The sequence below is a fragment of the Microbacterium sp. genome (genome assembly GCF_035687345.1).
GTDB lineage: Bacteria > Actinomycetota > Actinomycetes > Actinomycetales > Microbacteriaceae > Microbacterium.
Window position 1 is genome coordinate 1 of sequence record NZ_DASRXZ010000119.1, and the last position, 23,957, is coordinate 23,957.

At 70.3% G+C, this 23,957-nt stretch carries 27 protein-coding genes; 15 read left to right on the forward strand and 12 right to left on the reverse strand.

All coding sequences use genetic code 11. The features are described from left to right. From VFF97_RS13045 to VFF97_RS13060, 4 genes are all read left to right on the forward strand, one after another. A partial coding sequence (locus VFF97_RS13045; protein ID WP_414684260.1) for a VOC family protein occupies positions 1-233 on the forward strand: 233 nt, incomplete at its 5' end. Between the two features lie 148 nt (positions 234-381). After that, complete coding sequence (locus tag VFF97_RS13050; protein WP_325033925.1) at positions 382-837, forward strand: Hsp20/alpha crystallin family protein; 456 nt, start codon at positions 382-384, stop codon at positions 835-837. Between the two features lie 278 nt (positions 838-1,115). Continuing rightward, entirely contained in the window at positions 1,116-2,174 is a 1,059-nt protein-coding gene (locus VFF97_RS13055) for a DUF2804 domain-containing protein (RefSeq protein WP_325033926.1), read from the forward strand. Between the two features lie 43 nt (positions 2,175-2,217). After that, the gene (locus VFF97_RS13060; RefSeq protein WP_325033927.1) at positions 2,218-2,826 is read left to right on the forward strand and encodes a TetR family transcriptional regulator; all 609 of its coding nucleotides are present in this window, start codon (positions 2,218-2,220) and stop codon (positions 2,824-2,826) included. On the opposite strand, the gene VFF97_RS13065 is transcribed toward VFF97_RS13060, so the two are convergent. After that, complete coding sequence (locus VFF97_RS13065) at positions 2,816-3,340, reverse strand: helix-turn-helix domain-containing protein (RefSeq protein ID WP_325033928.1); 525 nt, start codon at positions 3,338-3,340, stop codon at positions 2,816-2,818. The genes VFF97_RS13060 and VFF97_RS13065 overlap by 11 nt on opposite strands. A gap of 84 nt (positions 3,341-3,424) precedes the next feature. Here VFF97_RS13065 and VFF97_RS13070 point away from each other — a divergent pair, with 84 nt between their 5' ends. Genes VFF97_RS13070 through VFF97_RS13085 form a run of 4 tightly spaced genes read left to right on the forward strand, consistent with a single transcriptional unit; the run spans position 3,425 to position 6,226 of the window. Continuing rightward, entirely contained in the window at positions 3,425-3,976 is a 552-nt protein-coding gene (locus tag VFF97_RS13070; protein ID WP_325033929.1) for a pyridoxamine 5'-phosphate oxidase family protein, read from the forward strand. Continuing rightward, positions 3,973-4,665: a Type 1 glutamine amidotransferase-like domain-containing protein gene (locus VFF97_RS13075; protein WP_325033930.1), complete on the forward strand. Its 693-nt coding sequence runs from the start codon at positions 3,973-3,975 to the stop codon at positions 4,663-4,665. Before VFF97_RS13070 ends, VFF97_RS13075 begins: the two co-directional genes overlap by 4 nt. A 35-nt stretch (positions 4,666-4,700) precedes the next feature. Further along, positions 4,701-5,495 (forward strand): ABC transporter ATP-binding protein, encoded by a 795-nt coding sequence (locus tag VFF97_RS13080; protein ID WP_325033958.1) that lies wholly within the window; start codon positions 4,701-4,703, stop codon positions 5,493-5,495. After that, positions 5,492-6,226, forward strand: coding sequence for an ABC transporter permease (locus VFF97_RS13085; RefSeq protein WP_325033931.1), 735 nt, complete (start codon positions 5,492-5,494; stop codon positions 6,224-6,226). Before VFF97_RS13080 ends, VFF97_RS13085 begins: the two co-directional genes overlap by 4 nt. A 57-nt stretch (positions 6,227-6,283) precedes the next feature. Here the strand turns inward: VFF97_RS13085 and VFF97_RS13090 are convergent, their stop codons facing one another. After that, positions 6,284-6,733, reverse strand: coding sequence for a MarR family winged helix-turn-helix transcriptional regulator (locus VFF97_RS13090; protein ID WP_325033932.1), 450 nt, complete (start codon positions 6,731-6,733; stop codon positions 6,284-6,286). A gap of 72 nt (positions 6,734-6,805) precedes the next feature. On the opposite strand from VFF97_RS13090, the gene VFF97_RS13095 reads away from it, so the two are divergent. Then, positions 6,806-8,632, forward strand: a complete 1,827-nt coding sequence (locus VFF97_RS13095; RefSeq protein ID WP_325033933.1) for a DUF2207 domain-containing protein — start codon at positions 6,806-6,808, stop codon at positions 8,630-8,632. Between the two features lie 28 nt (positions 8,633-8,660). After that, positions 8,661-10,166 carry an L-serine ammonia-lyase, iron-sulfur-dependent, subunit alpha gene (locus VFF97_RS13100; protein ID WP_325033934.1) on the forward strand — a complete coding sequence of 502 codons (1,506 nt, stop codon included), beginning with the start codon at positions 8,661-8,663 and terminating at the stop codon, positions 10,164-10,166. A 202-nt stretch (positions 10,167-10,368) separates the two neighbouring features. Here the strand turns inward: VFF97_RS13100 and VFF97_RS13105 are convergent, their stop codons facing one another. Beyond that, complete coding sequence (locus VFF97_RS13105) at positions 10,369-11,508, reverse strand: epoxide hydrolase (protein WP_325033935.1); 1,140 nt, start codon at positions 11,506-11,508, stop codon at positions 10,369-10,371. A 69-nt stretch (positions 11,509-11,577) separates the two neighbouring features. Between VFF97_RS13105 and VFF97_RS13110 the strand changes: the two genes are divergently transcribed. Then, positions 11,578-12,552, forward strand: coding sequence for a helix-turn-helix transcriptional regulator (locus VFF97_RS13110; RefSeq protein ID WP_325033936.1), 975 nt, complete (start codon positions 11,578-11,580; stop codon positions 12,550-12,552). 9 nt (positions 12,553-12,561) lie between these two features. Here VFF97_RS13110 and VFF97_RS13115 read toward each other — a convergent pair whose 3' ends face one another. Both VFF97_RS13115 and VFF97_RS13120 read right to left on the reverse strand, forming a co-directional pair. Further along, on the reverse strand, positions 12,562-13,044 hold the full coding sequence (locus VFF97_RS13115; RefSeq protein WP_325033937.1) for a DUF488 domain-containing protein: 483 nt from the start codon (positions 13,042-13,044) through the stop codon (positions 12,562-12,564). 40 nt (positions 13,045-13,084) lie between these two features. Beyond that, positions 13,085-14,035 carry a phospholipase gene (locus VFF97_RS13120; protein ID WP_325033938.1) on the reverse strand — a complete coding sequence of 317 codons (951 nt, stop codon included), beginning with the start codon at positions 14,033-14,035 and terminating at the stop codon, positions 13,085-13,087. A gap of 228 nt (positions 14,036-14,263) precedes the next feature. Between VFF97_RS13120 and VFF97_RS13125 the strand changes: the two genes are divergently transcribed. Beyond that, positions 14,264-15,631: an alpha/beta fold hydrolase gene (locus VFF97_RS13125; RefSeq protein WP_325033939.1), complete on the forward strand. Its 1,368-nt coding sequence runs from the start codon at positions 14,264-14,266 to the stop codon at positions 15,629-15,631. A 15-nt stretch (positions 15,632-15,646) separates the two neighbouring features. Here VFF97_RS13125 and VFF97_RS13130 read toward each other — a convergent pair whose 3' ends face one another. Next, positions 15,647-16,618: a calcium/sodium antiporter gene (locus tag VFF97_RS13130; RefSeq protein WP_325033940.1), complete on the reverse strand. Its 972-nt coding sequence runs from the start codon at positions 16,616-16,618 to the stop codon at positions 15,647-15,649. 116 nt (positions 16,619-16,734) lie between these two features. On the opposite strand from VFF97_RS13130, the gene VFF97_RS13135 reads away from it, so the two are divergent. Then, positions 16,735-17,565 carry an aldo/keto reductase gene (locus VFF97_RS13135; protein WP_325033941.1) on the forward strand — a complete coding sequence of 277 codons (831 nt, stop codon included), beginning with the start codon at positions 16,735-16,737 and terminating at the stop codon, positions 17,563-17,565. Between the two features lie 43 nt (positions 17,566-17,608). Then, complete coding sequence (locus VFF97_RS13140) at positions 17,609-19,711, forward strand: S9 family peptidase (RefSeq protein WP_325033942.1); 2,103 nt, start codon at positions 17,609-17,611, stop codon at positions 19,709-19,711. Positions 19,712-19,786: 75 nt separating this feature from the next. On the opposite strand, the gene VFF97_RS13145 is transcribed toward VFF97_RS13140, so the two are convergent. After that, the gene (locus tag VFF97_RS13145; RefSeq protein ID WP_325033943.1) at positions 19,787-20,533 is read right to left on the reverse strand and encodes an SDR family oxidoreductase; all 747 of its coding nucleotides are present in this window, start codon (positions 20,531-20,533) and stop codon (positions 19,787-19,789) included. Positions 20,534-20,646: 113 nt separating this feature from the next. Between VFF97_RS13145 and VFF97_RS13150 the strand changes: the two genes are divergently transcribed. After that, positions 20,647-21,459 carry a MerR family transcriptional regulator gene (locus tag VFF97_RS13150; protein WP_325033944.1) on the forward strand — a complete coding sequence of 271 codons (813 nt, stop codon included), beginning with the start codon at positions 20,647-20,649 and terminating at the stop codon, positions 21,457-21,459. Between the two features lie 4 nt (positions 21,460-21,463). Here VFF97_RS13150 and VFF97_RS13155 read toward each other — a convergent pair whose 3' ends face one another. The 5 genes from VFF97_RS13155 to VFF97_RS13175 form a co-directional block, all read right to left on the reverse strand. Next, positions 21,464-21,814 carry a 4a-hydroxytetrahydrobiopterin dehydratase gene (locus VFF97_RS13155; RefSeq protein WP_325033945.1) on the reverse strand — a complete coding sequence of 117 codons (351 nt, stop codon included), beginning with the start codon at positions 21,812-21,814 and terminating at the stop codon, positions 21,464-21,466. Positions 21,815-21,919: 105 nt separating this feature from the next. Continuing rightward, positions 21,920-22,105, reverse strand: coding sequence for a DUF1918 domain-containing protein (locus tag VFF97_RS13160; protein ID WP_325033959.1), 186 nt, complete (start codon positions 22,103-22,105; stop codon positions 21,920-21,922). A gap of 66 nt (positions 22,106-22,171) precedes the next feature. Further along, positions 22,172-22,396, reverse strand: a complete 225-nt coding sequence (locus tag VFF97_RS13165) for a hypothetical protein (protein WP_325033946.1) — start codon at positions 22,394-22,396, stop codon at positions 22,172-22,174. Positions 22,397-22,437: 41 nt separating this feature from the next. Next, entirely contained in the window at positions 22,438-22,854 is a 417-nt protein-coding gene (locus tag VFF97_RS13170) for a VOC family protein (protein WP_325033947.1), read from the reverse strand. 103 nt (positions 22,855-22,957) lie between these two features. Further along, positions 22,958-23,938: a hypothetical protein gene (locus VFF97_RS13175; RefSeq protein ID WP_325033948.1), complete on the reverse strand. Its 981-nt coding sequence runs from the start codon at positions 23,936-23,938 to the stop codon at positions 22,958-22,960. Positions 23,939-23,957 lie beyond the last annotated feature (19 nt).

The following is a 23,957-nucleotide window of genomic DNA, read 5'->3' on the forward strand; positions in this document are numbered from 1 at the left end:
TGCGCCTGCTGTTCGATCGGAACGCCCCGTCGTCGCTCATATACCTTCACGTCGAGAACGTGCACGAGACGATCGAGCGCCTCGACGGGCTCGCGGAAGTGGTCGAGAAGCCGCACGTGATCTTCACCCACGACGACGACAGACTCGGCCCCGCGGGGCACGAGGAGTGGCAGGCGTTCGTGCGGGATTCCGAGGGGAATCTCGTCGGGCTGGTGTCGTTCCAGCGGCCCTGACCGCGGCCTCCGGCCGACCTCCTGTTCGCTCTGGGCGAACGCTTTCCGAGTTAGCACTCGCTTGTGTCGAGTGCTAATCTGGTAGTGGTTGAGTCGAGTCGACTCAACTTGAATGGAGACACGAGTGAACGAAGAGAAGGAGGGACCGATGGCAACGTTCGACCCGTTCCGCGATCTCGACCGGCTGACGTCCAGCCTCTTCGAGACCGTGCGCGGACCGAGGCGTATGCCGATGGACCTTTACCGCGACGGAGACCACTACGTGCTGACCGCCGACCTGCCGGGCATCGACCCCGGTTCGGTCGACATCGACGTCGACGGTCAGCTGCTGACGATCCGCGCGGAGCGCACGCTCCCGTCCGGCGAGGGCGTCAAGTGGATCACGCGCGAGCGTGAGGCGGCGAGCTTCGTGCGCCAGCTCAACCTCGGCCAGGGCATCGACACCGATCGCATCTCGGCCAGCTACAACAACGGTGTGCTGAGCGTCACGATCCCCGTGAGCGAGGAGGCGAAGCCGCGCAAGATCCCGGTGATGACCGAGGGCGCCCCGCAGACGATCGAGGCTCGCGAGAGTACCGACTCGCCACAGTCCATCGAGCGGTGACCTCCGGTCACGCCAGCACCCACGCCCCGGGCCCCGCCCGGGGCGTTTCGTCTGTGCGGGTGCGTCCGCGGTCATCGGTCGAGGGCGTGAAAGCGCCGGGATGAAACGCCCCTCGGGCGTCTGAACGACGGCGTGAGGGCCGATCCAGCCCGGCGGTTTCACGCTGATGCGGCGTACGCCTCCCCGGCGGTTTCACCTCCACCCCGCTTGCGCCCCCCGGGATCGGGTCCCCTAGGATCGACGGAACCCGAACCCCCGGAACGTCAGCAAGGAAGCCGATGACCGCCGATTCCTCCGCGCCCGCGCGCATGTCGCCCGCGGCCGCCACCGAAGCTCCTGCCCGTCGCGAGCGCGAGCTCGCCGAACCCGTCTCCCTCACCCGCCCGAACGGACGCCTCAACACCGATGCGATCGGATGGGCGCGGCAGCCGCTCGTCGACACGTCCGGCATCGGCCGCGGCGGCGGGCGGAACAAGCGCTGGGAGTACTGGAACGTCATCACGCCGACGCACATCCTCGCGCTCACGGTGTCGTCGATCGACTACGCCGCCGTGCACGAGGTGTGGGTGCTCGACCGGGTGCGCCAGCGAACATGGGGCCGCAACGCGACGGTGCTGCCCGCGCGGGGCGTCGAGCTCGCGCCCCGACTCGAAGTCGGCCCCGCGAGGGCCCGCGCCAAGGATCTCGAGATCGACATCGACGAGGTCGAGGGCGGTACTCGGCTGCGCGCCCGGATCCCGGGGGCGGAGTTCGATGTCGTGGCGGAGCGGCCCGACGGGCACGAGCGCCTCGCGGTCGTCGTGCCGTGGACCGCGAGCCGTTTCCAATACACGGTGAAGGACGTGGCTCGCCCGGCGCGCGGCTCGGTCACCCTCGACGGCATGAAGCGCGACGTGCCTGCGGGACAGTCGTGGGCGGTGCTCGACCACGGTCGTGGTCGCTGGCCGTACGACGTGGCCTGGAACTGGGGTGCCGGCTCCGGGATCTCGAACGGACGCGTCATCGGCGTGCAGGTCGGCGGGCAGTGGACCGACGGCACGGGGTCGACCGAGAACGCGATGCTCGTCGACGGACGTCTGCACAAGATCCACGACGAGCTGGCCTGGGACTACGACGTCGCGAACTGGCGCCGCCCGTGGCGCGTCGCCGGCGGCAGTCTCGACGCGACGTTCACGCCGTTCTACAACAAGATCTCGCGGACCAACCTCGGCGTGATCTCGTCGAAGACGGACCAGTGCTTCGGGCACTGGTCGGGCACGTTCCGCACCGACGCGGGAGAGCTCCTCGAGTTCGACGGGATCACCGGCTGGGCCGAGGACGTGCACAACCGCTGGTGACCGGGGCGCGTGCCGCGTCGCAGCCGCGGCCTATGCTGACCCCATGCCGGAGTACGTCGTCCCGACCGCGAAGCGGCGCCGCGGGCGCCCGCGTGGGGGATCTTCGGACGCGCGCGAGCGCATCCTCGCCGCGGCGGCCGAGGAGTTCGGCGACCTCGGCTACGACGGCGCGACGATGCGCGGAATCGCGGCGCGCGCAGGCGTCGACGCGGCGCTCGTGCACCACTACTTCGGCACGAAGGCCGACCTGCTGACCGAGATCGTCGACGCGCCGATCCGGCCTGATGTCGACGTGCCGCGCCTGCTCGAGGGGCCCCGCGACGACATCGGCGAGCGCCTCGTGCGGTACGTGCTCGAGACGTGGCAGGACGCCGACGTGCAGAAGCGCGGCCTCGCGCTCTTGCGCGCGACGCTCGGCAATCGCCTCACGACCCCTCTGCTCGCGGCGTTCCTGTCGCGCGAGCTGATCGGTCGCATCGCGGACCAGCTGGACGTGCCGGATGCCGAGCTGCGCGCCTCGCTCGTCGCGACGCAGATCGCGGGGCTCCTGCTCGGGCGCTACGTGCTCAAGCTGAAGCCGCTGGCCGGGGCATCCGTCGATGAGCTCGTCGCACGGATTGGTCCGACCGTGCAGCGATATCTCACGGAGTGACCGCGGGGGCGGATTCGGCGACCGCCGCCTCGTAGGCCGCCTGGAGCTCCGCGAAGACCGAAGCGGCGCCGGGGGGTCGCCGAATGCCGAGATGCTGCTCGCGCAGCTCGTCCATGAAGCGGTCCCACAGCTCGGGTCCGCCCCTCTCGAGCAGCTCGGCTCTGACCGACAGCTCGTGGCTCGCGGGCAGGTGCCGGCGGCCCCACGATCCGAGCGCCGCCATCACAGGCACGAGCTGGATGCCGGCCTCGGTCAGGCTGTAGCGGATCTTCTGGCGATGCGTCTCGTCGTCGGAGCGCCACAGCAGTCCCTGTGCGACCAGGCGCCGGAGCCGATCGGCGAGGATGTTCGACGCGATGCCCTCCTCCGACCCGGTGAGCAGCTCGCGGAAGTGGTGGCGGTTGCCGAACATCACGTCGCGCAGCACGACGAGCGACCAACGGTCACCGAGCACCTCGACGGCCAGGTTGATGGGGCACCCCGACCGGTGACCGTCCTCCCGACCATCCGTCATGAATCTAATTGTACTTTGCAATCGGTACTGCTAGGTTGGCGCACACCGGTTCCACTCTGCAATCAGTTTGGAGGATCGATGGCGATGCCGACCGAGAGCCTCGACAGGCGGTTCAGCGACCCCGCCGCGTTGCCCACTCCGTGGGCCACATCCGCCGAGCGTCTCGCCCGCGCCGAAGTGGCATGGATCGTGACCGTGCGGCCCGATGGGCGTCCGCATTCGACCCCGGTGGTCCCCGTGTTTCACGATGACCGGATGTACTTCCATACCGGCCGCCGCGAGGTGAAGCACGCGAACCTGCAGGCCAACCCGAACATCCTCGTGCTCGTCGGCGACACCGAATGGGACCGGGGACTGGACGTGATGTTCGAGGGCACCGCGACGCCGATCACCGATCCCGAGGCGCTGCGCCGCGTCGCCGACCTCTTCCGCACGCGGTGGGACGGTCGCTGGATCCTGGAGCCGGCGGACGGCCGGCTCGAGACGCTGGCGGCGCCCGACGTCGAGATCGTGGTCTACGAGGTGACTCCGACGAAAGCGCGCGGGCACTCCAAGGGCGAGCCGTTCGGCCAGACCACCTACCAGTTCAGGGCCGAGCGCAGCCCGGCACCCCTCGCGCAGGAAGGCATTCGATGAAACTGCTCCTCACGTCCGGCGGCGTCACGAACGACAGCATCCGCAACGCCCTCGTCGACATGCTCGGCAAGCCCATCGAGGAGGCGGACGCGCTGTTCGTGCCCACGGCGCAATGGGGTCAGCCGATGTGCTCGCCGCAGTCGGTGTGGAACTCGACCGCGGGGCGGTGGAGGAACGAGGTCGAGAGCATGGTCCAACTCGGGTGGAAGTCCGTCGGCGTGCTCGAGCTCGCGGTGCTGCCGAGCATCGGCCGTGAGCGGTGGGAGCCGTGGGTGCGCGCGGCGGACGTGCTGCTCGTCGACGGCGGCGAGGCGGTCTTCCTCGCGAAGTGGATGCGGGAGTCCGGGCTCGCCGATCTGCTGCCCGAGCTGCACGACACCATCTGGGTCGGCGTGAGCGCCGGGAGCATGGTCATGACCCCGCGCATCGCTCGCGAGTTCGTCGACTGGCAGCCCGATGGCACCGACGAGACGCTCGGAGTCGTGGATTTCTCGATCTTCCCGCACCTCGACTACCCGGGCTGGACGGAGAACACCACCGAGGCGGCTCGTCGATGGGCGACGAAGATCCCCGGCCCCGCGTACGCGATCGACGAGGAGACCGCGATCAGGGTCGTCGACGGCGCTGTCGACGTCATCTCGGAGGGTCACTGGGAGCACTTCAACGCCGGGGGCGGCCAGACGTCTTGACCGCCGCATAGCCCGGGAGCATAATTCATCGCGTGATGAATAATCCCGCCGTGCCGGATGCCTCACCCGCCGTCCTCGTGCGCGATCTGCACGTGCGGCGTGGCAGGACGCGCGTGTTCGAGGGGCTGGACGTCGAGATCCCGCGCGGCCGCATCACGGGCCTGCTCGGCCCGTCGGGCTGCGGCAAGACGACGCTCATGCGGTCGATCGTCGGCGTGCAGAAGATCGCCTCCGGCACGGTGACGGTCCTCGGCCAGCCCGCCGGCTCGGCGACGCTGCGCCACCGGGTCGCGTACGACACGCAGGCCGCCTCGGTGTACGGCGACCTCACGATCGAGCAGAACCTGCGGTACTTCGCGCGCCTCATCGGCGCTCCGCGCGACCACGTCGATCGCGTGATCGAGAGCGTCGGGCTCGCCGACCAGGCGAAGCAGACGATCGACTCGCTCAGCGGCGGCCAGGAGAGCCGCGTGTCGCTCGCGGTCGCGATGCTGGGCTCGCCCGAGCTGCTCGTGCTCGACGAGCCGACGGTGGGCCTCGACCCGCTGTTGCGCGCCGAGCTGTGGGCGGTGTTCCGCACGCTCGCCGAAGAGGGTGCCACGCTCATCGTGTCGAGCCACGTCATGGACGAGGCGCTGCGATGCGACCGCCTGCTGCTCATGCGCTCGGGGCGTGTGATCGCCGACACGACGCCGCGTGCGTTCCTCGAGGCGACGGGCGAGGAAGACCCCGACAACGCGTTCCTCGCGCTCGTCGAGAAGGACGCGCGGGCGCATCCGCGTTCCGAGCATCGCCACGGCGACGACTCCGGGACGGAGGCGCGGCGATGAGGTTCTCACGCACGTTCGCGACGGCGGGGCGGGTGCTCCGCCAGCTCAGCCACGACCACCGCTCGGTCGCGCTCATGCTCGTCGCCCCGAGCCTGCTCGTCGGCCTGTTCGCGTGGCTGTTCGTCGATCAGGACCAGGTCTTCCAGATGGTCGGCCCGGCGATCCTCGCGCTCTTCCCGTTCGTCGTGATGTTCCTCATCACGTCGATCACGACCCTGCGCGAACGCCGGTCGGGCACGCTCGAGCGCCTCATGACGACGCCGCTCGGCAAGGGCGATTTCATCGCGGGATACGCCATCGCGTTCGCGGCCGCCGCGATCGTGCAGGCGCTCATCACGGTCGCGTTCGCGGTCTCCGTGTGCGGGCTCGAGGTCGATGGTCCGCTGTGGCAACTCGGGCTGGTCGCCGTCGTCGACGCCGTGCTCGGGTCGGCGCTCGGGTTGCTCGCGAGCGCGTTCGCGCGGACCGAGTTCCAGGCCGTGCAGTTCATGCCGATCATCGTGTTCCCGCAGATCCTCCTCGGCGGGATCATCATGCCGCGCGACCAGATGCCCGACGCGCTGTACGCGATCTCGGACTGGCTTCCGCTCAGCTACGCGGTCGACGCCGTCAACGCGGTCACGGCCGGCGACGAGGAATGGGAGGTCTACGGGCCGCTGCTCATCGTGGTCGCGTTCGTCGTGGGTGCCGTGGTGCTCGCGTCGCTCACACTGCGCAGGCGGACGCCGTGATGACGGATGCCGCACGCTCCGGTCCTTGAGCGAGGAGCGCGGCGACGAGGCGAAGGGTCAGCCGGCGCCGTCGACCTTCGCGCGGTCGCGGAGTTTGGACGTGAGCTCGCGCAGCTTCGCCAGCTCGTCGTCGGAGAGCACCGACATCCGCTCCGCGATCTGGCGACCGTGCACGTGCGCGAGCTTGCGAAACAGCGACGCGCCCTCGGGCGTCGCCCTGACGAGCGCGCCGCGGCCGTCGTCGGGATCGGGGCACTTCGTGATGAGGCCGCGCGAGACCATGCGATCGACGAGCCGTGAGACGCTCGGCTGACTGATGAGCATGTTGGCGGTCACGTCGCGCAGTCGAGCCGTCTGATCTTCGCCGCGCGTCACCGTGAGAAGCACGTCGTACTCGGCCTGCGTGAGCTCTCCCTCGTCGAAGTCGCGGCTGATGAGTTCGAAGATCTCGTGCTGCGCACGGAAGAGACTCTCCCAGGCGTCGATCGCGAGGCGGCGGTCCGTCATGCACACCAGAGTAGAGCCCGAGTGCGACGCCGGGAGAGAGTCCGCGCGGAACCCGCCCCTAGGCTGAGGGACATGTCTGTCTGGCAGAGGATCGTCGTCAGTGCGATCGCTGTGGCGGTGTCGTTCGCGGGGGCGCTGGGCGGCGCATCCGCCGCCTCCGCGACGGAGACGGATGCCGCGACGGCCGCGGTCGCGGGTACCGACGTCGAGGCGTTCACGTTCGAGAGCCTGGACGTCGTCTATACGATCGGTCGCGCCGAGGACGGCGCGAGCACGCTCGAGGTGGTGGAGACGTTCGTGGCGGTGTTCCCGGACTTCGACCAGAACCGCGGCATGCGCCGGATGATCCCCGACTCGTACCAGGGGGCGCCGCTGAATCCGCGTCTCATCTCGATCACCGACGAGAACGGCCGGCCGCGCCCGTCCGAAGTCGCGTCGGAGGACGGCTGGTACATCATGACGTCGCGTGCGGACGAATACGTGCACGGGCGGCAGACCTTCGTGTTCACGTACACGCTCGAGAACGTCACGCGGTACTTCGACGATGTCGGCGCGGACGAGTTCTACTGGGATGTCAACGGTGCCGACTGGCGGCAGCCGTTCGGACGGGTGTCGACGACGCTCATCGTGCCGCCCGAGCTGTCCGACGCGCTGACCGGACAGCAGGCGTGTTACCAGGGGTATCAAGGCTCGACCCAGCAGTGCGCGATCACCGCGGCGCCGTCGAACGACGGGGGCGCGACGGTGGTGGCATCCGCCGATCAGCTCGCCGCGTTCCAGACAATGACGATCGCGGTCGGTTTCGAGGCGGGCACCTTCACGACGTTCGACTCCGCCTACTTCGCGTCGCCGTGGGGCTGGGCGCAGGGAATCGCGGCGCTCTTCGCGGGCGGCGCGGCCGTGTTCGCCGGCGTCACGCGATCCCGCAAGCTGCGCGACGCGTCCGGCAGGCCGACGATCATCGCCGAGTACACGCCGCCGCGCCAGGTCGACGCCCTCGAGAGCGCGGTGCTGCTCGGCAAGACGACGAAGGCGATCCCGGCAGAGGTGCTCGAGCAGGCTGTCGTCGGCAGCATCCGGATCGTCGAGGGCAAACGCTCGTGGACCGGCAAAGCGAAGCTGCGGGCCGTGCTCGTGGACCCGTCGCGAGCGGACGGCGATGGGCGGATGCTTCTCGACGGCCTGTTCCCGACGGGCACACCCGGCGAGGAGTTCGAGTTCGGCCGCACCGACACGCGCTTCTCGACGGCCGCGCAGGCGATCATCAAAGCCGCGAACCGCGAGCTCGATCGGCGCGGGCTGCGCCGTCGCGTGCCCCTGGGCGTGCGCGCGCTGCCCGTGGTCGTCGCCATTCTGGCGGCGGCCTTCGTGGTCCTCTTCGGCATCGCGGCGCTGGATGCGTTCGTCGACGGGTGGGTCCCGGTCCTCGTCATCATCGCGACGGGGCTCGTGGTCTTCGCCACGATCGGGCTCGTCTCGCACAAGCCGCTCACGGCCGAGGGCGCCGAGGTGCGCGACCACCTCAAGGGACTGAAGGTCTTCATCGAGTGGGCGGAGGCCGACCGCATCCGCATGCTCCAGTCGCCGCAGGGCGCCGAGCGCGTGCGGATCGACCCGAACGATCCGCGAGAGATGCTCAAGCTCTACGAGATGCTGCTGCCGTACGCGGTCGTGTTCGGGCAGGAGCGCGAGTGGGCGGAGCGCCTCGCGGTGCTGTACGGATCGCAGGGCAACCCGGGGTGGTACGTGGGCTCGAGCGGATTCAACGCCGCCGCGTTCTCGGCCGGCATCGGGTCGCTTTCGTCCAGCGCCTCGGCGTCGTCGTCGACGTCCGGCGGCTCGGGCGGGGGCGGGTCCGCCGGTGGAGGCGGCGGAGGCGGCGGAGGCGGCGGTGTCTGACCGCGCACGCCTCGCTTAACCTGGAGGGGTGAGCGCCTACGTCTCGGCGTTCGAGCTGTTCTCCGTCGGCGTAGGACCCTCGAGCTCCCACACGGTCGGCCCGATGCGGGCGGCCCGTGACTTCGCCGACCGCTTGCGAGACTCGGGAGTCCTCGACCGCACCGTCCGCATCCGCTGCACGCTCTTCGGCTCGCTCGGCGCGACCGGCATCGGCCATGGAACGCCCGACGCCGTCGTCGCCGGACTGCGCGGCGAGGACCCCGCGACGGTCGACCCCGATGCCGTCCGCCGCGCGTGGAGCGACTGGCCCGCCGGGGGCACGCTCGCTCTCGCGGGTACGCACGCGGTGCGGTTCGCGAAGGACGACATCGAGTTCGCGCCGCGGACGCGGCTGCCGGGGCATCCGAACGCCATGACCCTCATCGCGCTCGACGCCGCAGGGGCGCCGCTCGCGGAGGAGACGTACTACTCGATCGGCGGCGGCTTCATCCGTCGCGAGGGCGAGCCCGCGCAGGCCGCGGCGCGGCCCTTCCCGCTCTCCTTCCGCAGCGCACAGGAGCTCCTGGCTCTGTGCGACGAGCACGGACTCACGATCGCCGAGGCCGCGCGCATCAACGAGCAGGCGGTGCGGTCAGAAGAGGAGGTCGCGGCGGGTCTCGACGCGATCTGGGACGCGATGGCCGGATGCATCGAGGCCGGCCTCCACGCCGACGGAGAGCTCCCGGGCATCATGCGCGTGAAGCGGCGCGCTGCCGCGATACGAGAGCAGCTCGAAGAGGCCGAAGCGTCGGGGCACCGGGAGCTGCCGGGGGAGTGGCTCGGTGCCTTCGCGCTCGCGGTCAACGAGGAGAACGCGTCGGGCGGGCGCGTCGTCACGGCGCCCACGAACGGCGCGGCGGGCATCCTCCCCGCGGTCGCGATGTACTGGTGGCGCTTCCTCGCCGACTCGGGGCTCGGCGCCGACAACGCCGTCACTCCACACGGACCGCTCGTCGGCAGTGCGCTGTTCGCGTTCGGCGGCTCCTCCTCCCGGTCGCTGAGCGAGGAGCGCCTCGACGACCACGACGAGGACCTCTACGTCGAGGCGAACCGGCGGCGCGGCATCCGTCGATTCCTGCTCACGGCGACCGCGCTGGGATCGCTGTTCAAAGCGAACGCGTCGATCTCGGGCGCCGAAGGCGGATGCCAGGCGGAGGTCGGCTCGGCGTGCGCGATGGCCGCAGGTGGACTCACCGCGGTCATGGGCGGCACCAACCGGCAGATCGAGAACGCGGCCGAGATCGCGATGGAGCACCACCTCGGCCTCACGTGCGATCCGGTGGGCGGGCTCGTGCAGATCCCGTGCATCGAGCGCAACGCCATCGCCGCGTCGACCGCCGTCACGGCCGCGCGCCTCGCGCTGCGCGGCGACGGCTCGCACTACGTGTCGCTCGACGCCGTCGTCGAGACCATGCGGCAGACCGGCATCGACATGTCGCACAAGTACAAGGAGACGAGTGAGGGCGGGCTCGCGGTGAACGTCATCGAGTGCTGACAGAGTAAGGGCCGGTCGGAGAGGCTACCGACCGGCCCTTGTCCCTTGCACCAAGAGTGTCCTGCAATCACATGCCGGCAGCTGCCACAGCAAAACAACTACCGTGCATGCACTCTATAACGAGAAGGTAACGACGGCAAGGGTTCGTCGTTATCTTTTTGTGATTCTGGTACGGGCCGCGCGAACGACCCGGACCAGCCCGTCAGCGCACCTTCTGGAAGAACTCGCGGATGTCGCCGACGACGGTCTCCGGACGCTCGAGCGCCGCGAAGTGGCCGCCCTCGTCGAAGCGGCTCCAGTGCACGATGTTCGAGTTGTCGCGCTCGGCGAAGACCCGGATCGTCTGGAAGTCGTCCGCGAAGACGGCGACACCTGTGGGAGCGGCGTTCACCTGCGGCTCCGCCTGCCGGCGCGCGTCCTCGAGGTAGACGCGGCTCATGCCCGACGCGGCGTTCGCGAACCAGTTGACGCTCACCTCGAGGAGGATCTTCTCGAGCGGCACGAGCGAGGTGCCGTTGCCGAAGCTGTTGAACAGCTCGCTGTACGCGAGGAGCGCGACCGGCGAGTCGCTCAGGCCCGCGGCGATCGTCTGCGGCCGCGACGCGTTCATCGTGTTGTAGCCGCCGACGGACTGGAACCACTGCATGTGCTCGAGTCCGGCGTAGTCCTGCGGCTCGAGCTTCTCGAACTCGGCGGGGTCGCCCGACGGGAACGAGAAGAGCTGCAGCACATGCAGGCCGAGGAAGCCCTCGGGATTCAGCAGCCCGAGCTCGCGGGCGACCATGGCGCCGTTGTCGGAGCCGTGGATGCCGTAGCGCTCGTAGCCGAGGCCGCGCATGAGGGTGTCGTACGCGGCGGCGACGCGGGCGGTCGTCCACCCCGCCGCGGTGAGCGGCTGCGAGAAGCCGAAGCCGGGCGCATCCGGGATCACGACGTCGAACGCGTCCTCCGCCTTGCCGCCGTGCGCGACCGGGTCGACGAGCCGGTCGATGATGTCGAGGTAGTCGACGGATGACCCGGGGTAGGTGTGGGCGAGGAGCAGCGGCGTCGCGCCGGGGTGCTCGGAGCGCACGTGGATGAAGTGGATCGGCTGGCCGTCGATCTCGGTCATGAAGTGCGGGTAGGAGTTGATCCGCGTCTCGGCGGCGCGCCAGTCGAACGCCTTCCACGCGGCGACGGCCTCGCGCAGGTACGAGTTCGGTGTGCCGGCGTCCCAGTCGTCGGTCGGGGCGGGCTGGGGGAAGCGCGTGCGGGAGAGGCGCTCGCGCAGGTCGGCGAGCTCGGCGTCGGAGATCGAGACGGTGAAGGGGCGGAGGGAGAGGGGGGCGGTGGTGGTGTTCATGTCTCCGACGCTACGGTGCTATTAGGCTCGATCCGTTCCTAATAATCCGACCGATCTCGAGGAATCTTCGTGGCCGATCCGCCCGCCCGCCTGCTGAGTCTCTTGGCGCTCCTGCAGTCCGCGCGCGAGCGCACCGGGCGCGAGCTCGCCGAGCGGCTCGGCGTCTCGACGCGCACGGTCCGCCACGACATCGACCGCCTCCGCGGCCTCGGGTACCCGGTCGACGCGACGCGCGGACCGGTCGGCGGCTACCGACTCGGCGCGGGCGGCACGCTGCCGCCGTTGCTGCTCGACGACGAGGAGGCGGTCGCCGTGACCGTCGGCCTGCGCGTGGCGGCCGGCATCAGCGGGGTGGAGGAGGCCGGGGGCCGTGCGCTCGACAAGCTCGAACAGGTGCTGCCGACCCACTTGCGGCCCACGGTCGAAGCGCTGCGCTCGATCGAGCGCGCGCCCGAGAACGTCGACACGGATGCCCCGGATCCCGAAGTCGACGCGACGGCCCTGCGCGCGATCGCCGCGGCGATCCAGGACGTCGAGTGGCTGCGCTTCGACTACGACGACGAGGCGCGCCTCGTCGAGCCGTATCGCCTCTTGAGCTGGAAGCGACGCTGGCACCTCGTCGCACGCGATCCGCAGAGCGGCGCGTGGGCGACCTATCGGGTCGATCGGATGAGATTGCGGATGCCGACCCGCCGCCGCTTCGACCCGCAGCCGCTTCCCGGCGGCGACTACACCGCGTTCGCCCTGCGCTCGATCGCGATCGAGGGCTGGAACGTGCACGCGCGGCTGCGGATCGCCGCATCCGCCGAACGCGTGCTCGCCCGCATCAACCCGACGGTCGGCGTTGTGGAGCCGATCGACGACGACACGTGCGTGCTCGTGACGGGTGCCGACAGCCTCGACACCGTCGCGGCGTACATCGGCATGCTCATGATGGACTTCGTCGTGGAGTCGCCGCGCGAACTCGTGCCGCTGCTCGAGGAGATCTCGCAGCGCTATGCGCGCGCGGTGGCCGGCTCAGCCGAGTTCGCCGCTCCGGACTGAGGGACGCCGTCACGGCAGAAGGTGCTCGACCGAGACGCCGTGGTCTCGCCGCATCCGTCCCGCGATCAGCGACCGGTGGCACGCCTCGGGGTCGCGCTCGACGCACAGGAAGGCTGGGATCACGCCCTCGTCGAGGGCCTCGAGCACGGGCGTGAGGTCGGCGCGGTCGAGCACCTCGGCGACGTATCGGCGTGCGAACTCGGGCGCGAGCGCGTCGCGCGACCGCTTGCCCACGCCCCGGCGGTCGTCTTCGGCATACTGCAGCTGCCGCAGCTCGGTCGTCGGCGCGAGGTCGGGCAGATGCCGGTACGCGATGCCCGCATCGAAGAGCAGGGCCTGGAGGCGGAGCGAGTTCGCCCACGCGTACTCGGGTCCGCGCACACCGCGGCGCTGTCGCGTGTCGAGCAGCACGCCGACGCCCGCGTCGCGCAGGCGCCGCAGGAACGACTCGGCGTCGACCCCGTAGACCCCGATCGTCGTCAGCCGGCGCACGAGGTCAGTGTGACACGGATGCCGCGGACGCCCTCCCGGATCAATACCAGTTGAACGCGTTCGAGTGGCCCCACGCGCCGCACGGGGAGCCGTACGCGCGGGCGATGTAGTCGAGGCCCCAGACGATCTGCGTGCGTGCGCTGGTCTGCCAGTCCGGACCCGCGGTCGCCATCTTGCTGCCGGGCAGCGCCTGCGGGATGCCGGTCGCGCCGCTTCCGGCGTTGTAGGCCTGGTAGTTCCAGCCCGACTCGCGGTTCCACAGGTTCACGAGGCACGAGAACTGGTCGCCGCCCCAGCCGTACTGCGACGCGGCGAGGTCGCGGGCGATCGCCTGCGCGCCCTCGACGGTGTTGGCGGCGGCGAGTGCCGCGGCGGCCTCCTCGGCCTTGCGCTGCGCCTCGGCGGCGGCAGCGGCCGCGGCGGCCGCAGCGGCTTCCGCCTCGGCCTTGGCCTTCGCGGCGGCGTCGTGGCGCGCCCGGAGAGCGTTGGTCTCGGTGACGACGTCCTCGAGGTGCGCGATCACGGTCTTCGTGAGCGACGGGAGCATCGGCGGCAGTCCGACGAAGTTCTCGACCCGCTCGGCGGCCGCGCGCAGGTGCTTCGTGTCGATCGTCGTCGGACCCTCGCCGAGGTCGAGACCGGATGCCGCGGCATCCGCCTCGACCTGCTTCGCGCGCTCGACCGCGTTGTCCGTCGCACGGAGGGCCGCGTCGGCATCCGCCGCGATCTTCTCGAACAGCGCCGGCTCGCTCGTGTCGGTGAGCGCCGCGAGAGCCGTGCCGGCCACCTGCACGGGGCTCGCGACGGCCGCGGATGCGCCGGAGGCGAGGGGCATCGAGGCGGCGGTGAAGCCCGTGAGGGCCACGAGGCCGATCGTCGTGCCGAGCACGGCGCCGGCGGTCAGCGCCGCCGCACGACGACGCTTGGGGGCGGCGGCGGGCTCGGGCGCGGCGGGGGCGGCGGGCAGGGCGGACGTGGGCGTGGAGAGCATGCGGGAACGCGTCTTTCGGGTCGCTTTCCCGTCGCCGGCACGCGGCGGCGGGCGTGCCCTCGGGTCGGACACAAGTCATCGAGTCTGCGTGACCGGTCTGGACGAAACCGTGGCGCTTCCTGCGAGAACCGTCAAAGGGCGGAGCCACTCGACGGCTGTCGGTGGCACGCGCAATACTCGCGTGAGCGCGTGCCGACCAACACGATCGACGGCTGAGGAGGCCGGTTAATGGACATCATCCTCGTACCCGGAATGTGGCTCGGCGGTTGGGCGTGGTACGCCGTCGCGCCGAAGCTCGAGGCATCCGGTCATCGCCCTCACGCGCTGACGCTGCCGGGCATGGGCCGCGACGACGGCGATCGGTCGGGTGTCACTCAGCAGGATGCGGTCGATGCGGTGATCGCCGAGATCGACGCGTGCGAGGCGCCCGTCATCGTGGTGGGGCATTCGGCCGGATGCGGCATCGTCTCCCTCGCCGTCGCGGCGCGTCCTGACAAGGTGGCGCGCGCGATTTACATCTCGGGGTTCCCCGCGGTCGAAGGCAGGCCCCTCGTCGAGGGCTACACGGTGGAGGACGGCGTCATCCCGCTGCCGGCGTGGTCCGAGTTCGACGAGGCCGACACGCGCGACCTCGGCGAGGCGGGCCAGGAGGCGCTCGCCGCGTACGCCGTGCCGACGCCGGCGCGGGTCGTGAGCGACGAGGCGCATTACGCGGGCGACGAGCGGCGATACGACGTCCCCGTGACCGTCATCGCGACGGAGTTCGCCTCCGACGACCTCCTCTCGTGGATCGCAGAGGGCGCGCCGCCCGTGCAGGAGTTCACGCGCATCAAGGATGTGACGTACGTCGACATCCCGACCGGGCACTGGCCGATGCTCACGCGTCCGGATGAGCTCGCCGAGGCGATCCTCTCGCAGCCGCCGATCGGCAGCGGGCGCGTGCGCACCGCGGTCTCGGCGAAGGAGTTCCACGAGGCATCCGGTGTCGACGACTGGCGCGTCCTCTACTTCGGCGCCTACGCCTTCTACCGCGCCGAGTCGTACGACCAGGCTGTGCGGCTCGTGGTCGAGATCGGACGGATCGCGGGCGAGCTCGAGCACCATCCCGACGTCGACCTGCGGCCCGAGGGCGTCACCGTCCGCACCTTCTCGCGGCGGAGCGGCGGGCTCACCGGGAGCGACATCGAGCTCGCGCAACGCGTCTCCGCAGCAGCGCGTGAGCTGGGGATGGAGCCCGACCCGACGAACCTGCAGCAGGTCGGGCTCGCGATCGCGCATGACCCCGACATCGACGTGCGGCCCTTCTTCGCGGCGGCCTTCGGTTACGAGGAGCTGGGGATGGAGGACGCCATCGACGCGAACCGCCGCGGCCCCCACTTGTGGTTCCAGCAGCTGGAGCCGGCGAAGTCGCGACGCGGCCGCATGCACATCGACGTGTCGGTGCCGCCCGATGTCGCACGCAAGCGCATCGAGGCCGCACTCGCGGCGGGCGGGCGCATGGTCGACGACTCCCACGCTCCCGAGTACTGGACCCTCGCGTCACCTGACAACCACGGCGTCGACATCGCGGCGTGGACGGACTTCGACGACGAGTGAAGCGCGTGGCTGACGTCAGGTACGGGCGACGATCAGGTAGGTGAGATACGCGATATAGGTGACCACGAACCCGAACCCCTCACGGCGCGACAGCATGCGCCCCGACGTCATGAGCGGAGCACAGAGGAACGAGACGGCCGCCATGAGCGGCAGGTCGACGTAGACGAGCTGCGGTCCGATGAGGATCGCGCCCGGGGAGAACAGCAGCGTCACGCCGAGGATGATCGTCAGGTTGAAGATGCTCGACCCGATGAGGTTGCCGATCGCGATGTCGCGGTCGCCCCGGATGGTGGAGATGATCGTCGTCGTGAGCTCGGGCGCGCTCGTGCCGATCGCGACGATGGTCAAGCCTATGAGGGCATCCGACACCCCTAGCGCCTGTGCGAGCTCGACCGCACCGTCGACGAGCCAGTCGGCGCCGACCACGATCACCACGAGGCCCACGACCAGCAGCAGCGACTGGATCGCGATCGTGCCGAACTTGTGCTCACGCCGAGGGGGTGTGGGGTACTCGGCGGCGAACTCCGCGAGCACGAGCGCGCTCTCCCGGCGGGTCCATCGCACCAGCAGCACCATGTAGACGAGGGCGAACACGACGAGCGGGATGCCCTCCCACACCTCGAGGGCTCCGTCGATCCCGAAGATCAGGAGGAGATACGCTGCGCCGCCCATCATCGGCAGGTCGAGGCGGATCGTCTGCAGCGTCAGCGGCAGCGCGCGTATCGCCGCGGACAGCCCGAGGATGAGGAGCAGGTTGACCATGTTGGTCCCCGCGATGTTGCCGACGGCGAGCGAACCGACGTTGTTGTTGGCGGCGTCGATGCCGACCGCGAGCTCGGGAAGGCTCGTCCCGATCGAGACGACCGTGAGGCCGATGAGGATCGGCGGTAACCCCAGCTGCCGCGCGAGGCGCGCGCCGTAGCGGACGACGAGCTCAGCACCGAGGACGAGCGCCGCAAGCCCCAGAACGATCCAGAGAAGCGGCATGAACCGAGAATATCGGGGCATCGAAAACCGCCCCGCGGTGATACCCGTCGACGGATGCCTCGTCGCGCATCGACTCTTCCGGCCTCGCCGCCTCGAACCCGCGCCAAGATGGACGCATGCAGATCCCCACGGTGACCCTCAACGACGGCACGTCCTTCCCCGAGCTGGGTCTCGGCACCTACAACCTGCGCGGAGCGGAGGGGGTGGCGTCCATGGTGTCGGCCATCGAGCTCGGGTACCGGCTGCTCGACACCGCGGTCAACTACGAGAACGAGCGCGAAGTGGGCGAGGCGATGCGCCGCAGCGGCGTGCCGCGCGAGGAGCTCCTCGTCACGACCAAGATCCCCGGCCGCCACCACGGATACGACCTCGCGATCGAGAGCACCAATGGGTCGCTCGCGACGCTCGGCGTCGACTACCTCGACCTCTCGCTCATCCACTGGCCGAACCCGAGCCGCGACCTTTACGTCGACACGTGGCGTTCGATGATCGATCTGCGCGACGCGGGCAAGATCCGCTCGATCGGCGTCTCGAACTTCACCGAGCAGATGCTCCGCCGCCTGATCGACGAGACCGGTGTCGTCCCCTCGGTGAACCAGATCGAGATGCATCCGTACTTCCCGCAGGCCGAACTGCGCGCGGTGCACGCCGAGCTCGGCATCCGCACCGAGAGCTGGAGTCCGCTCGCGCGTCGCACGGAGCTGCTCACCGAGCAGGTGCTCGTCGAGCTCGCGCACATCCACGGCGTCACGCCGACGCAGATCGTGCTGCGCTGGCACGTGCAGCTCGGCAGCACGCCGATTCCGAAGTCGGGTGACCCCGACCGCCAGCGGGAGAACGCCGACGTATTCGGCTTCGAGCTCACCGACGACGAGGTCGCCGCGATCTCGGCGCTCGAGCGCGGGCGGCTGTGGAACGGCGACCCGAATACCCACGAAGAGATGTGAACGGACTGCGCAGGACACCGCCTGCCCGGGTTAGCGTTGTGGGATGCCCACGCCCTTCGACTCGCTCGATTCGTACATCGCCCTTCCCCGCATCGAGGGGCTCACGCTCTCACCCGATGGTCGTCGCGCGGTCCTGGTCGTCGCCACGGTCAAGAAGGACGGCACCGGCTTCGACCGATCGCTGTGGGAGATCCCGGCTGACGGAACGGATGCCGCTCCTCGCCGCCTCACGCGGTCGGCGAAGGGCGAAGCGGCCCCCGCCTTCACCTCGACAGGCGACGTGCTCTTCGTGTCGGCGCGCCCAGACTCCGACGCCGACGAAGACGACGAGTCCGGTCAGTTGTGGCTGCTGCCCGCGGGCGGCGGCGAGGCCCGCGCGGTGACGCGTCTCGCCGGCGGCGTCTCGTCGATCGCCGCGGTCGCCGAGGCCGCCAGTCGCATCGTCGCGTCGGCCGAGCTGCTGCCGAGCGCCGACTCGATCGAGGCCGAGGCGAAGCTGCGCGCGGAGCGCAAGAAGAAGAAGGTCTCGGCGATCCTGCACGAGACCTACCCCATCCGCTTCTGGGACCACGACCTGGGCCCCGCCGAGCCGCACCTGCTCGCGCTCGACCTCGCCGCCCTGCGCGACACAGTCGGCGCGGTGCGCGACGAGTCGGCCGAGTCGGATGCCGCGGACGAGGAGAAGGACGAGGACGCGCCCACGCCCTACCCCGCATCGCTCCCGCGCCCGCACGACCTCACGCCAAAGCCCGGCCGCTCCGCTGATGCCGCCGGCGTGGCGATCACTCCCGACGGCTCGACGGTGGTCGCGGCGTTGCGCGTGCCCGAGGGACAGGACGCCCGCTACCGGCTCGTCGCGATCGACACCGAGACCGGCGCGCACACGACCCTGTTCGATGAGGCGCGCGTCGATTTCGAGTTCCCCGCGATCAGCCACGACGGATCGCGCCTCGCCTTCCTCCGCACCGAGAAGTCGACCCCGGCCGGCCCGACGCAGTACGAGCTGTGGGTCTCGGCGATCGACGGCTCGGATGCGCGCCGCATCGCCTCCGAATGGGACCGCTGGCCGTCGAGCCTGACGTTCGCCGCCGATGACGCGTCGCTCGTCGTGACCGCCGACCAGGACGGCCGCGGCCCGGTGTTCCTCGCCCCGCTCGACGGCGGCGCACCCGAGCAGCTCACGCACGACGACTTCACCTACACCGACGTGCACGTCGACCGCATGACGGGTGACCTCGTCGCTCTTCGATCGTCGTGGATGGCGCCGTCGCACCCTGTGCGCATCACGCGAGACGGCACCGTGACCCCGCTCACGGCGCCGTTCGAGCTGCCCGAGGTCCCGGCGACGATGACCGAGGTCGAGACGACGGCTGAGGACGGCGCGCGCGTGCGCGGGTGGCTGCTTCTTCCGCCGGATGCCTCGGCCGACAAGCCCGCGCCTCTGCTGCTGTGGATCCACGGCGGCCCGCTCAACAGCTGGAATGCGTGGAGTTGGCGCTGGAACCCGCAGCTCGCGGTCGCGCGCGGCTACGCCGTGCTGCTGCCCGACCCCGCGCTGTCGACCGGCTATGGTCTCGACTTCATCGCGCGCGGCTGGAACGCGTGGGGCAAGGCGCCGTACACCGACCTCATGGCGATCACCGACGCGACCGTCGCACGCGACGACATCGACGAGACGCGCACGGCCGCGATGGGAGGCTCGTTCGGCGGCTACATGGCGAACTGGGTCGCCGGTCACACCGATCGCTTCCGCGCGATCGTGACGCACGCGAGCCTGTGGGCGCTCGACCAGTTCGGTCCGACGACGGACTTCTCGCCCTACTGGGAGTCGATCTTCACGCCCGAGGCGATGATGGAGAACTCGCCGCATCTGTTCGTCGAGAACATCCGCACGCCGCTCCTCGTCGTGCACGGCGACCGTGACTACCGCGTGCCGGTCGGCGAGGGTCTGCGGCTGTGGTCCGAGCTGAACAAGCACTTCGCCGCCGAGGACGGCTCGATCGTGCACCGGTTCCTGTACTTCCCCGACGAGAACCACTGGGTGCTCAAGCCCCAGCACGCCGTCGTCTGGTACGAGACCGTGTTCGCGTTCCTCGCGCAGCACGTGCTCGGCGAGGACTGGGCGCGACCCGCGAACCTCGGCTGACGGCAGGCGCAGCGGATGCCGCGACCCTCCGTCCACGCGGGCGGGGGCGCGGCATCCGTCGTCTGGTCGACCCGATCAGAACCGCTGGGTCGCGAGCCACTCGTCGAATGTCTGCGTGCCGAGCTGCGCGTCCGCACCGGGAAGGAGCGACCCGTCGCGCTGACGTCGCCCTCCTTCGCCGGGCAGCGAGATCGCGGGGATCCAGGCGCGCGAGCCCTTGGCTCGCGCGTAGGCGCGCATCATGTCGGCGAGGTTCTCTTCGCGAGGGCCACCGAGGTCGCGCGCTCGACCCGCCGGCGGCTCTTCGGCGAGCTCGACGAGCCGCTCGGCGACCTCGCGTGCCGCGATCGGCTGCGTGCGCATGCGGATCGCGAGATGGAGCGGGCCGATCTTGGCGCGTTCGTAGGTCTGCCCCGCGAACTCGTGGAACTGCGTCGCGCGCAGGATCGTCCAGGGGACGGCACCGGTCTCGACGAGCCGCTCCTGCGCGACCTTGCCGGCGTAGTAGCCGTACGGCGCGCGGTCGATGCCGACGATCGACAGGGCGACGTGGTGGGGAACGCCGATCCGCTTCTCTGCGTCGAGCAGTGCGCGCGTCGTTCCGGTGAAGAACCCGGTGGACACGTCTGCCGAGAGGGTCTGCGTGCTGAGCACGTCGACGACGGCATCCGCGCCCGCGATCGCGTCAGCGAGACCCTCGCCCGATCGCACATCGGCGCCCGTGCGGCGCGACAGCACGACGACATCGTGCCCGCGCCCCTTCGCCACATCGACGACGTGCGTGCCCACGACTCCTGTTCCACCCGCGACGACCAGCTTCATGTGCGATTCCTCCCTCTGCGGCGGCGATCAGTGCGCCTACCAGAGAGACAACTCGAGCCGCGCAGATGTGACTTGACCCTGCCACTGTGTCATGGTCGAGCGTGGGCTTCACCATGTATACGATCGGAGAGTTCGCCGCCTTCGGCCGCGTGAGTGTGCGGATGCTGCGCCACTACGACGCGATCGGACTGCTGCGTCCCGCGCGGGTCGATCCGCACTCGGGATACCGCCTGTACGACCCCTCGCAACTGGGCCGTCTGCTGCGGATCGTCGAGCTGCGCGACTTCGGATGCTCGCTCGACGACGCCGCGACCGTGCTCGACGCCCCGGACCAGGAGCGCGCGCTGCGCGACGTGCTTCGGCGCCGTCGTGCCGAGCTGCAGGGGTCCATACGGGCCGACGCCGCGCGGCTCGCGCGCCTGGACGAGCGGCTCTCCGCATTGGAAGGAGAAGCACCCATGCCCCAGATCGAATACCGCCGGATCGACCCCGTGACGGTGTACGCCGCGAGCGGGATCGCCCCCGGCGGAGGACCTGAGAACGTCTCACCCGTCATCGACCGGATCCTCCCGCCCCTCAAGGCCGCGCTCGAGGCGGCGGGCGTCGAACACCGCGAACCCGGCGTCTTCTGGTACGAGCCCGTCGAGGACAGCGACGACCTGCGTGTGTGGGTCTCGTGGATCGCCGGCGCCCGCCCCCTCGAGGGTGAGGGCTGGGAAGTCGTCGAGCTGCCGGAGGTCGAGCGCGCCGCCGTCACGACGTACCGCGGAGACATGGCGGGGATCGGACGCGCGTGGAACGCGTTCATGCAGGAGATCGACTCCGACGGCGCCGAGCTCGTGGGCGCGTGCCGCGAGGTCTATCTGCAGAGCGAGCCGCTGCCCGAGTCGGAGTGGGTCACCGAACTGCAGCAGCCCGTGCGCTGACGCGTCAGTCGGGGCTTCCTCCGTGCGTCGGATCCGTCGGCGGAGGGAGCCTCGACGGATCCGCGGCGATTCCAAGTCGCGCGGCCGCGTCGGAGATCTGCCGTGCGAGCTCGACGTCCTTCTGCGTCAGCCCGCCCGCCGAGTGCGTCACGACGCGGACCGTGACCCCGCGGTAGCGCAGGTCGACGTCGGGGTGGTGGTTCGCGGCATCCGCGAGCTTCGCGATCTCGGCGACGAACGCCGCACCCGCGTTGAAGTCGCGTGTGTCGAAGTAGGCGGCGGCACCTGCGGCGGTCGCGCGCCAGTCGGCGACTCCGGATGCCTCGTGGAATTCGCGACTCGTGATGACGGCCATGTCCGGCCTCCGTTCGATCGACGATGCTGAGTCTCGGGCGAGCGAGCGGTGAGGGAGCGGAGCGACGGGCGCCGGATCCGCACCGGGGTCCGGCGCCCGCGTGAGTCAGCCCGCGTGCCGGATCTCGCAGTCGCTTCCGGGAGAGAGGATCGCCTCGCGCCCGTCGTCGTACCGCACCACCAGCAGCGGGTCGTCGTCATGTCCACGGACCTCGACCACCTCACCGGAGTGGTCCGGCGAGCCGACGGTGCGCCCGTGGATGATGACGCGGTCACCGACCTTCGCCTGCATGTCGCTCACCTCCTGGCCTCACCATACGATGCACGCGAATGCGAAGGCCAGTCCTCTCAGCAAGGTCTAGAGCTGGGCGCCGTCGTCCCACGGATCGTCGAGCCCGGGCGTCTTTCCGCGCCACGACTCGTAGGCGATGAGCCACCCGATCGAGATGACGATGCCGATCACGAGACCCAGCACGACGCTGCCGAGCACGGTGCCGACGAGGGCGCCGAGGCCGAGCAGCACGACGGTGCCGACGGCCCATCCGATCCGCCCCTTCGGCCAGCCTGTGCGTCGGTCGCTCATGCGCTCAGCCTACGCGCGCGGGGGCCGCGGCATCCGTATCGTCACGCTTGCGGAGGGGTGTACGCGACCATCCAGTCGATGCCGAACCGATCGGTGAGCATGCCGAAGCGTCCGCCCCAGGGCGGGACGTCGAACGGCATCATGATCGTGCCGCCGTCGGCGAGCGCCGACCAGAACCGCTCGAGCTTCTGCTCGTCGTCGCCGCTGACCGAGACCGAGATGCCGGCGGGCTTGCGGTACTCGACGCCCGCGGGCGTGTCGGACGCCATGAGCACGAAACCGTCGGGCGTCGTGAGCTGCGCGTGCATGACGAGGTCGGCCTCGCTCGCGTCTTGCACCATGCCCTCGTACTCGCCGAAGGTCGAGATGTCGAGGTCGCCGCCGAAGACGCCTTGGTAGAACTGCATGGCCGACCGGGCCTCTCGCTGGAACGAGAGGTACGGATTGAGGCTGGGCATGTTCGCTCCTGGAATGTGGATGGGGAATGACGGATGCCGCGCCCGGCCGCGCCGCGGAGGACTTCAGTCTGACAGAGGCCTCCGACATCGGAGGGCGCCGAGATCAGCCGACGAGCTCGCGCAAGAGGCGCGACGCGGCCGCGCCCTGCAGTCGCTGGAAGCGCCGGAGCGTGGGCAGCCCCGGCGGGTCGGGTTGCCGGCCCTTCTCGAGCAGGAATCCCGCCATCAGCGCCACGATCGCGGCGGTCGTCGCGGCATCCGCTCCCGCGAACACCTCGTGCGAGCCCATCGCGGCGATCACATCGAAGCCCGGATCGCGGTACCGCACGTCGACGAGCAGCATGACGGCGTCGACCCAGGACGCGCCGCGCAGCGCCCAGGGCCAGTCGATGAGCACCGCCTCGCCCGTGGGCGTGAGCAGCACGTTGTCGGCCCGCACGTCGAAGTGCACGAGCGCGTCACCCGCCGCGAGCTCGACACCGCGATCGGCCATGGCGGCCCACCGCGCAGCGTGCCGCACCGCCCACTCGACGTCCTCGGCATCGGCGAGCGTGACGCCGTCGGCTTCGGTCAGCGGCACGACGACCGGATCGGGCTCGGCGAGCAGCTCCTTCCACGAGTCGGCGAGCGGCCGCAGTCCTGTGTGGATGGGCGGGATCACCGCACGGGCATCGGCGCTCAGCGGTGCTCGCGCCGTCGCCGCGAGCGCGTCGAGCACGGCGCGCAGTTCGTCCTCGCGCCACGGCACCGCGGGATGCCGCCCGTCCACGAGCTCGAAAGCGAGCACGGTCCAGTCGTCGCCGTCGGCAGACCCGAGGAACTTCGGGGCGGGGACGGCGGTCGGGAGCACCGCGGCCTTGATCGCCTCGCTGCGATGGATCGGCACGACCTCGGGGTTGACGTCCGACGTCGCCGTCTTGACGAAGACGCGGCGGCCGTCGGCACACGTCACGACGTCGGCGGACCCCGGCGAGAACCCGCCGGGTTGCGACACGGCGCCCACGACGGGCGAGCCCAGGAGCTCCGCGACGGCGTCCTGTACGCGCGCGGGCACGTCCTCCCAGCGCACACGCGACGCGACCATCCGCACATTCTGGCATCAC